Here is an 11,921-nt window from a genome sequence, read left to right on the forward strand (position 1 = left end):
ATTCACCCGAGGAACTGCGCCGCGTCACCCTGGAATTGAACGAGCGCCCCAGGGCGACGCTAGGCTACAGACCACCGTTGGAAAAGTTCGCAGAGCTCATTGGTGCAGCGACAGCTTGAAACCGCCCAGAGTGACCACCGGTGACATTCGGTCACCTGGGGCGCGGCCGCCCCGACGCGCCGCCGGTCAGAGATGCAGGTCCCGTTTCCGGATGAGCCCGGTGGCGATGACGCTGACGACCGAGGTTCCGACGAGGAAGCCGCAGGCCAGCCAGGGCGACCCGCTGCCCGCGGCGATGAGGGCCGTCAGGATGAGCGGGGTGACACCGGAGGCGTAGATGCCGGAGAACTGGTAGACGATCGACAGCCCCGTATACCGGATCTCGGTCGGGTACAGGCTGGCGTACAGGGTGCCTTGCGCGCCGTAGAAGAGTGCGTGGACGAATCCGAACACGAGGACGAGGCCGAGCCCGAAGAACCAGAGGTTGCCTGTCCCGAACAGCGCGAACACCGGGAACACGGCGACGCCGTAGAGCGCGATGCCGATGATGTAGATCTGCTTGGCGCCGTAGCGGTCGACCAACAGCCCGGAGACAGGCAGCAGAACGGCCATGATCACCGCGGCGACGGTGACGACGAGCAGCACGGGCACTTTCTCGAAGTCGAGTTCGGTTGTCGCATAGGTAATCGCGAAGACACCCCACGTGTTGAACGCAGCGCCCTCACCCCAACGAGACAGCAGTCCGAGGACGGTTGCTCGAATCGATCTGCGCGCGAACACGTCCCGAACAGGTGCCGACGACCGCTGCTTCAGGTCGGTGACTTCCTGGAAGGCCGGGGTCTCCTCGACTTTCAGTCGCACGATGAGCCCTACTGCCACGAGCACGAGGCTCAGCAGAAACGCGATGCGCCAGCCGTACGCCAGGAAGGCGGCGTCGTCGAACACGGTTTGTAGAAGCGCGAACATCGCTGTGCCGAGCGCCAATCCGAGCGCCAGACCGATCTGAGGGATGCTGCCGAACAGGCCACGCTTCTTCTCGGGACTGTGTTCGACGGCCAGCAGAACAGCACCTGCCCATTCACCGCCCAGCGCGAAGCCCTGCAGAATTCTGAGCAGCAGCAACAGAATCGGCGCGAGTACGCCGATCTGCTCGGCCGTCGGCAAAGCACCCATCAGCGCGGTGGCGATGCCCATGATGAACATCGTCAGCGCGAGGGTCTTCTTACGTCCGATGCGATCGCCGAAGTGGCCGAACACCACTCCGCCGACGGGACGGACGACGAAGCCGACCGCGAATGTCGCGAAGGAGAGCATCGTGCCGACGAACGAACTCTGGTCGGGGAAGAACAGCTGATTGAACACCAGGCTCGCGGCCGTGGCGTACAGGAAGAAGTCGTACCATTCGACGGTCGTTCCGAGAAGGCTTGCGGCGACGACGGTACGCAGGCGCTTCCGTCTGGCCGGGTCCGATTCTGCCGCGGGCTCGGCGATTGCAGTCATGTGTCGCGAGAGTAACTAGGCATCGCCTACAGGTCAGCATTTGAAATCACCGTGATTCGAACTCTGGCGAGCACTCGGAAGCACTGCCAGAATCGGGCGATATGTCTCTGCGCTTTCATTGGTTCCTGCCCACCTACGGCGATTCGCGCAACCTGATGGCAGGCGGCCACGGGTCGTCGATGTCCGGTGACCGACCGGCGACGCTGAAGTATCTGAATCAGATCGGTGCCGCGGCCGAGGACAACGGTTTCGAGGCGGTGCTCACGCCGACCGGCGCATGGTGCGAGGACGCGTGGCTTACGACGGCCATGATGATCGATACGACCGAGACCCTGAAGTTCCTCGTCGCGCTGCGGCCGGGACTGATCGCTCCGACGCTCGCAGCCCAGATGGCGGCGACGTTCCAGTGGCAGTCCGGCGGCAGGTTGCTGCTCAACGTCGTCACGGGCGGTGAGGACCACGAGCAGCGACGGTTCGGCGATTTTTTGACCAAGAACGAACGCTACGAACGCTGCGGCGAATACCTCGACGTGACGCGTCGGCTCTGGGCCGACGACGGACCTGTCACTTTCGACGGCAAATACATCAAGGTCGAGGAGGCGTCGCTGCAACGGCATCCGGAGCCGACGCCGCCGATCTTCTTCGGTGGTTCGTCCCCTGCCGCCGGGACCGTCGCGTCGCAGTTCGCCGATACCTACCTGACGTGGGGTGAGCCGCCGGCTGCCGTGGCGTCGAAGATCGCGTGGATCCGCGACCTCGCGGACGTGCAGGGACGCACGCTCGACTACGGCATCCGCCTGCACGTCATCTCCCGCGACACGTCCGAGCAGGCGTGGGCCGAAGCCGACCGTCTGCTGTCGAACCTCGACCCCGCGACGGTCGACGCCGCGCAGGCAAGTCTCGCCCGGTCGGCGTCCGAAGGTCAGCGTCGGATGCGTGAACTGCACGGCGGCGGCGACGCGTACCAGCAGGGCGCGGACGCCCGTTCGCTCGAGATCGCACCGAACCTGTGGACGGGAGTCGGCCTGGTGCGCGGCGGCGCGGGAACGGCTCTCGTCGGATCGCACGAGGAAGTGGCCGACCGAATCGCGGAGTACGCGTCGATCGGGCTCGATCACTTCGTGCTGTCCGGCTACCCGCACCTCGAGGAAGCGTTCCACTTCGGCGAGGGCGTGCGGCCGATCCTGGAGAAGCGCGGTCTCGTGCAGCCGCGGTCGCGCGAACACGCCACGACCGGCATTCCGTTCCGGTAATCCCCTCGTGCGTGGGAATGTACAGCGGGCTGTACATTCCCACGCACGGGTCGCCTACTCCCGAAACTCCCCCGTCAGCACCTCGCCGGAGTTCTCCCGCGCCCGCAGTTCGACGCGGCGGATCTTGCCCGAGATGGTCTTCGGCAGTTCGAAGAACTCGATCCGTCGGATCCGCAGGTACGGGGCCAGGTTCTCGCGCGCGTACTGCAGAATCTGAGAAGCCGTGTCCTCGTTCGGTTCCCATCCGGCGGCCAGTGAGACGTACGCCTTCGGCACGGCCAGTCGTGTCTCGTCGGGAGCGGGGACGACGGCTGCCTCGGCCACGGCCGGGTGCTCGATCAGCACGCTCTCGAGCTCGAAGGGCGACACCTTGTAGTCCGACGCCTTGAACACGTCGTCGGTCCTGCCCACGTACGTGATGTAGCCGTCCGAGTCCCGGGATGCGACGTCGCCGGTGTGGTAGTACCCGCCGGACATGACCTGTTCGTTGCGTTCGGCGTCGCCGAGGTATCCCGTCATCAGATTGAACGGTGACGCCGCGAGATCGAGGCAGATCTCGCCCTCGTCGGCCCTCGCACCGGTCACCGGGTCGACGATGACGACGGGAACACCGGGCAACGGCCGTCCCATCGATCCGAACTTCAGCTCCGCGCCCGGTGTATTGCCCACGAGCGCAGTGGTTTCCGTCTGTCCGAAGCCGTCACGGATCGTCAGGCCCCACTGCTTCTGCACGTGCGAGATGACCTCGGGGTTCAACGGCTCGCCCGCACCGATCGCTTCGCGCAGAGCGCCCTTGCCGCCGGAGATGTCGGCCTGAATCAGCATGCGCCACACCGTCGGAGGCGCGCAGAACGTCGTGACCTCCGCTCGACGGATCTGCTGGAGCAGAGCCTTCGCGTCGAACCGGCTGTAGTTGTAGATGAAGATGGTCGCTTCGGCGATCCACGGCGCGAAGAAGCAGCTCCACGCATGCTTCGCCCAGCCCGGTGAACTGATGTTGAGGTGGACGTCGCCCGGCTTCACACCGAGGAAGTACATCGTCGTCAGATGTCCGACGGGGTACGACACCTGCGTGTGTTCCACGAGTTTCGGCTTGCTCGTCGTGCCCGACGTGAAGTACATCAGCAGACGGTCGCTGGGCGCGGTGACGGACTCGAACGGCCGGGGATCCTGGACGTCGTACGCCGCGTGGTAGTTCGTCCATCCGTCCGTGTCACCGACGGAGATACGCAGGTAGTCGCCCGGGACCTCGTCGAACTTCGGAGCATCCGACGGGTTGGCGACGACCGCCCTCGCCTGTCCCCGTTCCACACGATCGACGAGGTCGACGGTTCCGATGGCCGTCGTCGTCGGCATCAACACCGCGCCGAGCTTCATGACGGCGAGCATCGTCTCCCACAGTTCGACCTGGTTGCCGAGCATCAGGATCACCGAATCGCCGCGTCCGATGCCGAGCGACTCGAGCCACCGCGCGACCTGGTCGGATCTGCGGGCCATGTCGTCGAAGCTGTACTTGGCCTCGGAACCGTCTTCCTCGACGATCCACAGCGCTGTCGTGTCGTTGCCACGGGCGATGGCGTCGAACCAGTCGATCGCCCAGTTGAACGTGTCGGGGAACGACGGCCACTCGAAGTCGGTCAGGGCCCTGTCGTACTGGCCGTACGCACCGAGCAGCACGTCGCGCGCCTGCCTGAACGCCTTGTTTGCCGTTCCGTCCGTCATCGAAGCTCCTTGAATGTGGCACACGTCTCAGTCCGCCTCAGGCTAGAACGCCGTCGAAAAGCCGCGCTACCCCCGAACAGGGGTGGCGGGACAGTCGGCGTTAAGTGCGCGCCAAGCGGTCGGCGGCAGTCTTCGAGCCATGACAACGACACGGAAAATCCAGAAGATCACCTCCGACGCCGACCTCCTCGGAATCCGGCTCGCCCATCGCGCGATGCGTCGCGACGCCTCCCGCCTCGTCGCGTTGTGTGCCGGGCTCGGCGACGGCATCGAGAGTCCCGACGCGAAGCAGGTGGCCGCTATCTCCGAGTACGTTCACCTGTTCGCCGACAGCATCCATCACCACCACACCACCGAGGACGACGTCCTGTGGCCGAAGATCGTCGCGTCGGTCGGTCCGCACATCGACCTGAGCGATCTGACCGAGGATCACGAAGCCCTCGATCCGTTGCTCGACGAGCTGCGCGCAGCCGCCGACGGTCTCCCCGACAGCCTGCCGCGCCTGACCGCCGCGCTGGTGCAGTTGAAGAACGAACTCGACGAGCACATCGAGGACGAGGAACGCACGATCTTTCCCCTCATCACGGAGCACCTCCCGCTGGCCGAGTGGGAAGCCGTCGAGAACGCGGCGCGCACGGGCGGCAAGGTCGACTTCGAACTTCCCCGAGCATTCGACGTGCTGACCCCGGAGGAACTCGTCCGGCTGAAGAAGGAAGGCGGGATGATGCTGCGGGTAATGATCCCGTTCCTCCGTCGCAAGTACCGCCGTCGAGAACGAGCCTGTGGCCTGTGACTGCACTTCCGCTGTGTTGCAACCCTTTTCGCGACGGTAGTATCACGACGGCCTGAACACCCGGTACGGTCGGCGCGCCCAAAACCGTCTCACGGTTCATTGACAACGTCGTCGCCGCGGGTGGACAGTGGATTACGGCGGAGGTGACGGGTCGGGGTCGACCGCAGTCACGACAGGAGCGGGGTGGGCTCCGAAGGGGTGGGGCCAATGACACAGCTTCGATCGGCGTTCGCGGCGGATGCCCCGATCGAGTCACGCGGTAGTGACGAATGGTCTTCCACCTCAGGGATATTGGGTCCGGTCGACGCCCGTTCGACAGGCGTCGGTGCAGCCTCGTCTCTGTCGACCGAATGCCTCGTCGAGACTCGGCCCGACGCGTCCGTCGACGTCGTTCTGCGGTTCCTGCACTCGCAGGACCGACGAATCGAACGCAGGACCGGTGACTCCTTCGTCGCAGTCGACGACCTGACCGTGGCCGGCACGCACTGGTTGCCGTGGAGGGAGGCAGTCGAAGTCGAACTCGACCTGGGCCCGGTCCCGTTGTCCGCCTTCGGCACCGGAACAGTGGTGCCGGTGACCGTTTCGGGTGGCGTGACGACCGAACCGCTCGGGACCAGGGGACGGATCGTCAGGTCCCGAAAGCCCCTCACGGGCGAGATCGTGCTGTCCGGTGAAGAACTGGGCACGTACACCAAACTGGGCGTCGAAGTGAGCAACACCGGACCGCCCGAACCCGATCGGGAGTCGGCCATTCGCGCGTCGTTCATCGAGACCACTCTGCTTCTCCACGCCGAGCACACGCGGTTCTCGTCACTGCTCGAACCGCCCCAGCCTGCCGTCGAGTCGGCACGAAAGTGTCACCAACACAGGTGTTTTCCCGTGTTGACAGGCGAACGCGGAAGTACCGATTCGATTCTCGTGTCGCCGACCGTGCTGTACGACTATCCCGAAGCCGACTATCCAGAAGCCGACGGACGCGAGTCGGTAGCACCGGACGACGCCGACGGTTGGTGGGAGGCCGATCCCGCGAGTCTCGTCGAACCCGACCCGGACGTCGTCGTCATCGATGGCGTGACGGTCGCGAAGAACAGTGTCGTTCGCGTCCGACGCCGTCGGTCCGGCACACCGGACCTGTTCTTCGGCGGACGAACGGCCCGCGTCGAAACGATTCACGAGGACGCACGCGGTGACACGTGGATCGGCGTCGTGATGCTGGACGATCCGGCAGCCGACATACACGGATGGTCGGGACGTCGGCTCCACCTCGCGCCGAACGAGGTGGAACCAGCCCGAGAGCTCCGCGTCGCGCAGGTCAGATTCGATCCCCTGTCTCCGGGTGGAACAGGTGCACCGGACCGTCGATCTTCGTCAGGCTGACACTGTCGCCGATCCTCGCCGGGGCACGGACCGCGGATCGCGCGACGAGCGACACCGGACCGCCGTCGAGTCCCTTGACCTTGGGATCGTCGAGGTGCGCGTACACGTACGATTCGCTGCCGAGCTCCTCGATCAGATCGACCTTCGCCGCGAAGCCGTCGGAGTGGTCGATGCCCAGCTGTTCGGGACGGAGACCGACCGTGACGGTGTCGAGGTTCGCGCTGGCGAGTTTGGTCAGCTCGTCACGTTCGAGCGGAAGCAACGAGTTTCCGATCTGTAGCCCGCCGGAACCGATCGGCACCGTCATCAGGTTCATGGCGGGAGACCCGATGAATCCGGCGACGAACGCGTTGACTGGCTTGTCGTACAGGTCCGTCGGCGACGCGAACTGCTGCAGCTTGCCGCCGCGCAGCACGGCGACGCGGTCACCCATCGTCATGGCCTCGACCTGGTCGTGGGTGACGTAGACGGTGGTCGTGCCCAGCCTGCGCTGCAGTGCGGCGATCTGCGTGCGGGTCTGGACGCGCAGCTTGGCGTCGAGGTTCGACAGCGGCTCGTCCATGCAGAACACCTGCGGTTCGCGAACGATGGCGCGGCCCATGGCAACTCGCTGACGCTGACCACCGGACAGCTTGGCCGGCTTGCGGTCGAGGTACTCGGTGAGGTCGAGCAGCTTCGCCGCCTCGGCCACCTTCTTCTTGCGCTCCTCGAGCGAGACACCGCGCATCTTGAGCGCGAATCCCATGTTCTCGCCGACGGTCTTGTTGGGGTACAGCGCGTAGTTCTGGAACACCATGGCGATGTCCCGATCCTTGGACGGCACCCCGACCATGTTCTTGCCGCCGATCTCGATGGCGCCGCCGTCGATGTCCTCCAGTCCTGCGAGCATGCGAAGCGCCGTGGACTTTCCGGAGCCGGACGGGCCGACGAGGACGACGAATTCGCCGTCGGCGATGTCGAGGTCGAGCGAGTCGACCGCGAGCTTCTCGGCACCGTCGTAGATGCAGGAAGCTTGTCTGTAATTGATTGCAGCCATGAGGAACTCCTGTATTCGAGTAGGCCGAGCTACTTGATGGCGCCGAAGGACAGACCGCGCACGAGCTTGTTCTGTGCGATCCAGCCGGCGAGGATGACGGGCAGTGCTGCGAGCGTCGCAGCTGCGGACAGGCGAGCCCAGTACAGGCCTTCACCGGTGATGAAGCCGACGAGTGCGACCGGAACGGTCTGAGCTTGCACGGCAGTGAGGTTGACGGCGAAGAAGAATTCGTTCCACGAGAAGATTACGCAGATGAGTGCGGTTGCCGCGATGCCGGGTGACACGAGAGGCAGGATCACTTCTCGCACCGACGTCCACAGCGACGCGCCGTCCATGCTCGCGGCTTCGAGCAGCTCGCCCGGCACCTCGAGGAAGAACGACCGCATCATCCACACGGCGATCGGAAGGTTCATGGCCGTGTACAGGATGATCAGCGCCCAGATGTTGTCGAGCATGCCGATGTCACCGACGATGACGTAGAGCGGCACGATCGCCGCGACGACGGGAAGCATCTTCGTCGAGATGAAGAAGAACAGCACGTCCTTCGTCTTCTTCACCGGCCGTAGCGACAGCGCGAATGCGGCCGGAATGCCCAGCAGCAGAACGAGAAGCGTCGAGACGATGGTCGCGAACGCCGAATTCAGCAGTGCGGTACCGATACCACTCGACAGCACCGCGCTGTACTGGTCGAGCGTCGGGGTGAAGAACAGCGTCGGTGGGTTGGTGTACGCGTCGGATTCCTGTTTGAAACTGGTGATGACCATCCACAGGACGGGAAAGAAGAACCCGATTCCGACGATCCACGCGACGACGGTCCAGATGGTGCCGGTGCCGAACTTCTTCTTGTGCTTGACGATCGGCGCGCTGGTGGTCGCCGGCTCGGTGGTAGTTGCCGTGCTCATCAGGCTGCCTCCTCGTTCCCGCTGAAACTCTTGAAGATCAAACGCAGCGCGAGGGTGCTGATGATGATCGTCGCGACGACGGTCACGACACCCATCGCAGCGGCCTGGCCGATGTCGAAGCCGAGGAACGCGCGTTGGTAGATGTAGTACGGAAGGTTCGAGCTCGCGACACCCGGTCCGCCGGACGTCATCATGTAGACGGCGTCGAACGTGTTGACGAGGTAGATGGCACCGAGCACGGCGCCGAGTTCGATGAAGCGACGCAGATGCGGCAGCGTCAGTTCGCGGAACAGCGCGAACGCGCTTGCGCCGTCGACGCGTGCTGCCTCGGCGATGTCCTTGGGCATCGACTGCAGGCCCGCCAGGATCAGCAGCATCATGAACGGCGTCCACTGCCAGATCAGGTTGACCATGACCGCGGCGAGCGGGTAGCGCGACACCCAGTCGATCTGCTCGACGCCGAAGGGGCTGAGTGCGAAATTGATCAGGCCGAAGACCGGATCGAACATCGTCGTCTTCCAAATCAGCGCGCCTGCCACCGGGGTGACGAGGAACGGTGTGATCAGAAGCGTCCGAATGAGGCTGCGGCCGATGAACTTACGGTCGAGCAACAGCGCGAGGAACAGACCGAGGATCACCGAGATGACGACGGTGCCGACGATCATGATGACCGTGTTGAGCGCGACCTCGCGGAACTGGCTGTCACGGAAGACGTCGACGTAGTTGTTGAGCCCGTTGAACTCTCGGGATCCCGGGCGGACCAGGTTCCACGATTGCGTCGAATAGTAGAGCGTGAACAGGAACGGAATCTGCGTGACGACAATCGCGAAGATCAGTGCAGGCAGCAGTGGCCCACGACGGCGCCACCCTTCCGCTTTGGAGATGGTGCGCGGGCGTGGGACGAACTTCTCCGGTTCGGCCTCCGTTGCCCGCTCTTTCGTCGTGGTCATCCCTGGCCCTCCTGGTACGTCTTGCCGACCACTTCGGCGTACTGCTGCGCTTGAGCTAGCGCGTCCTGGACGCTGATTCGTCCTGCCACTGCTGCACTGATCTGCTGACTGACGCGGGTGCCCAGGTCCTGGAATTCGGGAATCGTCAGGAACTGCACTCCGGTGTAGGGAACCGGGTCGACGGTCGGGTTGTTCGGGTCGGCGCTCTCGATGGAGTCGAGCGTCAACGGCCCGAACGCGGCCGCAGCGTCGGCGTATTCGGGGATCTCGTAGGTCGAGATTCGGCTACCGGGCGGCACACGCTCCCAACCCAATTCGTTACCGACCTTGTTCAGGTACTCCTTGCTCGTCATCCACGACACGAACTTCCACGCGTCGTCGGGATGCTCGGACGTCGTCGGAATTCCGAGCGCCCACGAGTAGAGCCATCCGTTGTCGCCCTTCACTTCGCTCGGCGCCTTGGCGTAACCGATCTTGCCTACGACGTTGCTGGCGCTCGGGTCCTCGAGAACCGAGACCGCCGACGTCGCGTCGTACCACATCGCGGTATTGCCCTGCGAGAGCTGCGTCGCGCACTCGCTGAAGCCGCTGGTGGCCGCACCGGCCTGGCCGTGTTCGCGCACGGTGTCGACGTAGAACTGAACTGCCGCTTCGACTTCGGGACTGTCGAGCTGTGCGTTCCAGTCCTCGTCGTACCAGCGTCCGCCGAAGGCATTGATGACGGTGTCCAGCGGCGCGAGCACCTCGCCCCAACCGGGCTTGCCACGTAGGCAGATTCCGGAGACGCCGCCTGCGGGGTTGTCGAGCTTGGCGGCCGCGTCGGCAACCTGCTGCCACGTCGGCTCCTCGGGCATCTGGATGCCCGCAGCTTCGACGAGATCCTTGCGGTACATCAGGAACGACGACTCACCGTAGAACGGCACCGCGTACATGCTGCCGTCGTACGACAGCGACTCCTTCAGGGTCGGGATGAAGTCGTCCTCGTCGTAACCCGGTGTCGCGTCGGCGTATTCGGAGAGATTGGTCAGCCAGCCGTTCTCGGCCCACTGCGGGGTCTCGAAGTTGCTGATCATGACGACGTCGAACTCGCCGCCACCCGTCGCGACGGACGCGGTGATCTTGGCGCGCGCCTCGTTCTCCGACAGCGACACGAACTTGAGGTCGATGCCGGGGTTCTCGGCCTCGAAGGACGGGGCGAGCGAGATGGCGTCGGCCATCTGGGAATTCGAGACGATGGCGACGGTGATGGTCGTGCCGTTCCCACCGCCACCGATCGCGCCCGCGCCGGCGCAGCCGGACAGGACCAAGGTCGTCGCAAGCGATGCTGCGACGGCCGCCTTCCGTGGAGCTCTCACGTGGAACCTTCTTTCTGTGCAATCAGCCAACGAGCGCTTTCGATATCGGTAACCAACATGGATGCGAAACCGCCACGCAGTGCGCCGAGAATCGCCTCGTGCTTCTTCTTTCCACCGGAGATCAGAACCGCACGTGTACATTTCGCGATCGCATCGAGCGAGACCGACACTGTCCTCGCCGGAAGCGAACCGCCCGTTTCACGCCCGTCGGCGTCGAAGAACCGTCCACCGATCTCGCCGACGGCACCGAGTCCCTGCAGCTCGTCGAGGACGGAGGCGTCGATGAAGCTGCCCTCGAACAGCGTCGTCGACGTGGAAACGGGACCGAGACCGTACATCATCGCATCGGCCTCGGTCCCGGTCTGGAGGGCACGCGAGATCACCGAATCCTGCTGCAGTGCAGTGACTGTCGCATGATCCGCGTACAGGGGAGCGTTCAGCCGCACAGGCTTGGCCTGCAGGTACTGCGCGCATCGACCCAGGGTGAACTCGACGCCGGTCTGGTAGTCGGCGGACGTCATCGAACCGTCGAGCTGTACGACCTGCGCGCACTTGGCGCTGCGCGTCTTCAACGACTGCGCGACAGCGACGGTTTCGGGGCCCCACGTGAAACCGAGAGTGTCCGACGGCTGGAGGCGTCGGCTGAGCAATGCGGCCGCCGCCCGTCCGAGCGAGCCGTATCCGATGTCGGTTCCGTCGACGACGTCGGGCACGACGAGTGCTTCGGTGAGCCCGAAGGCCTGCTCGAGGTCACGCTCGATCTCGGCATGGACGGTGCCCTGAAGTTCGTCCGGCACATGAACCTCGATCGTGACCAGGCCGAGCGTGCGCGCTTTCGCGACGAGCCTGCCCGCCGTCGGACGCGAGACGCCGAGCTTGGCGGCGATCTCGGCCTGCGTCGCCCCTTCGAGGTGGTACATCGTGGCCGCCCGTACCGCGAGACGCAGATCGTCGCTCGTCTTCGACGAACGCTGCGCCTGCTCGGGTGCGGTCACGACCTCTCCTTCGATGCCATAAGAAATGAGCAGATGCT

General features: G+C 64.6%; 10 protein-coding genes. 3 read left to right on the forward strand and 7 right to left on the reverse strand.

The window, feature by feature from the left end; genetic code table 11:
• Positions 1-186 precede the first annotated feature (186 nt).
• On the reverse strand, positions 187-1,500 hold the full coding sequence (locus tag DK926_RS25090; RefSeq protein WP_114332658.1) for an MFS transporter: 1,314 nt from the start codon (positions 1,498-1,500) through the stop codon (positions 187-189).
• A gap of 101 nt (positions 1,501-1,601) precedes the next feature.
• Between DK926_RS25090 and DK926_RS25095 the strand changes: the two genes are divergently transcribed.
• Positions 1,602-2,753: an LLM class flavin-dependent oxidoreductase gene (locus tag DK926_RS25095; RefSeq protein WP_068427562.1), complete on the forward strand. Its 1,152-nt coding sequence runs from the start codon at positions 1,602-1,604 to the stop codon at positions 2,751-2,753.
• 54 nt (positions 2,754-2,807) lie between these two features.
• On the opposite strand, the gene DK926_RS25100 is transcribed toward DK926_RS25095, so the two are convergent.
• Positions 2,808-4,475: an AMP-binding protein gene (locus DK926_RS25100; RefSeq protein ID WP_114332688.1), complete on the reverse strand. Its 1,668-nt coding sequence runs from the start codon at positions 4,473-4,475 to the stop codon at positions 2,808-2,810.
• Between the two features lie 139 nt (positions 4,476-4,614).
• On the opposite strand from DK926_RS25100, the gene DK926_RS25105 reads away from it, so the two are divergent.
• Positions 4,615-5,268 (forward strand): hemerythrin domain-containing protein, encoded by a 654-nt coding sequence (locus DK926_RS25105; RefSeq protein WP_114332659.1) that lies wholly within the window; start codon positions 4,615-4,617, stop codon positions 5,266-5,268.
• 207 nt (positions 5,269-5,475) lie between these two features.
• The gene (locus tag DK926_RS25110) at positions 5,476-6,645 is read left to right on the forward strand and encodes a hypothetical protein (RefSeq protein WP_114332660.1); all 1,170 of its coding nucleotides are present in this window, start codon (positions 5,476-5,478) and stop codon (positions 6,643-6,645) included.
• Here the strand turns inward: DK926_RS25110 and DK926_RS25115 are convergent.
• Genes DK926_RS25115 through DK926_RS25135 form a run of 5 tightly spaced genes read right to left on the reverse strand, consistent with a single transcriptional unit; the run spans position 6,581 to position 11,883 of the window.
• A complete protein-coding gene (locus DK926_RS25115; RefSeq protein WP_068427553.1) occupies positions 6,581-7,681 on the reverse strand; it encodes an ATP-binding cassette domain-containing protein in 1,101 nt (366 codons plus the stop codon). The genes DK926_RS25110 and DK926_RS25115 overlap by 65 nt on opposite strands.
• Positions 7,682-7,710: 29 nt before the next feature.
• On the reverse strand, positions 7,711-8,583 hold the full coding sequence (locus DK926_RS25120; protein ID WP_114332661.1) for a carbohydrate ABC transporter permease: 873 nt from the start codon (positions 8,581-8,583) through the stop codon (positions 7,711-7,713).
• Positions 8,583-9,533 (reverse strand): sugar ABC transporter permease, encoded by a 951-nt coding sequence (locus tag DK926_RS25125; RefSeq protein WP_114332662.1) that lies wholly within the window; start codon positions 9,531-9,533, stop codon positions 8,583-8,585. The genes DK926_RS25120 and DK926_RS25125 overlap by 1 nt, the downstream gene beginning before the upstream one ends.
• Positions 9,530-10,888 (reverse strand): sugar ABC transporter substrate-binding protein, encoded by a 1,359-nt coding sequence (locus tag DK926_RS25130; RefSeq protein WP_114332663.1) that lies wholly within the window; start codon positions 10,886-10,888, stop codon positions 9,530-9,532. Before DK926_RS25130 ends, DK926_RS25125 begins: the two co-directional genes overlap by 4 nt.
• The gene (locus DK926_RS25135) at positions 10,885-11,883 is read right to left on the reverse strand and encodes a sugar-binding transcriptional regulator (RefSeq protein ID WP_243637018.1); all 999 of its coding nucleotides are present in this window, start codon (positions 11,881-11,883) and stop codon (positions 10,885-10,887) included. Before DK926_RS25135 ends, DK926_RS25130 begins: the two co-directional genes overlap by 4 nt.
• Between the last annotated feature and the right edge of the window lie 38 nt (positions 11,884-11,921).

The organism is Rhodococcus sp. Eu-32, assembly GCF_003336925.1.
Classification (GTDB): Bacteria; Actinomycetota; Actinomycetes; order Mycobacteriales; family Mycobacteriaceae; genus Rhodococcoides; species Rhodococcoides kyotonensis_B.

What these genes read in the sequence shown, in the direction of transcription:
- DK926_RS25095 (WP_068427562.1), top strand. Translation starts at nt 1,602, where the DNA reads ATGTCTCTGCGCTTTCATTGGTTCCTGCCCACCTACGGCGATTCGCGC.
- DK926_RS25120 (WP_114332661.1), bottom strand. Translation starts at nt 8,583, where the DNA reads ATGAGCACGGCAACTACCACCGAGCCGGCGACCACCAGCGCGCCGATC.
- DK926_RS25115 (WP_068427553.1), bottom strand. Translation starts at nt 7,681, where the DNA reads ATGGCTGCAATCAATTACAGACAAGCTTCCTGCATCTACGACGGTGCC.
- DK926_RS25105 (WP_114332659.1), top strand. Translation starts at nt 4,615, where the DNA reads ATGACAACGACACGGAAAATCCAGAAGATCACCTCCGACGCCGACCTC.
- DK926_RS25100 (WP_114332688.1), bottom strand. Translation starts at nt 4,475, where the DNA reads ATGACGGACGGAACGGCAAACAAGGCGTTCAGGCAGGCGCGCGACGTG.
- DK926_RS25090 (WP_114332658.1), bottom strand. Translation starts at nt 1,500, where the DNA reads ATGACTGCAATCGCCGAGCCCGCGGCAGAATCGGACCCGGCCAGACGG.
- DK926_RS25125 (WP_114332662.1), bottom strand. Translation starts at nt 9,533, where the DNA reads ATGACCACGACGAAAGAGCGGGCAACGGAGGCCGAACCGGAGAAGTTC.
- DK926_RS25110 (WP_114332660.1), top strand. Translation starts at nt 5,476, where the DNA reads ATGACACAGCTTCGATCGGCGTTCGCGGCGGATGCCCCGATCGAGTCA.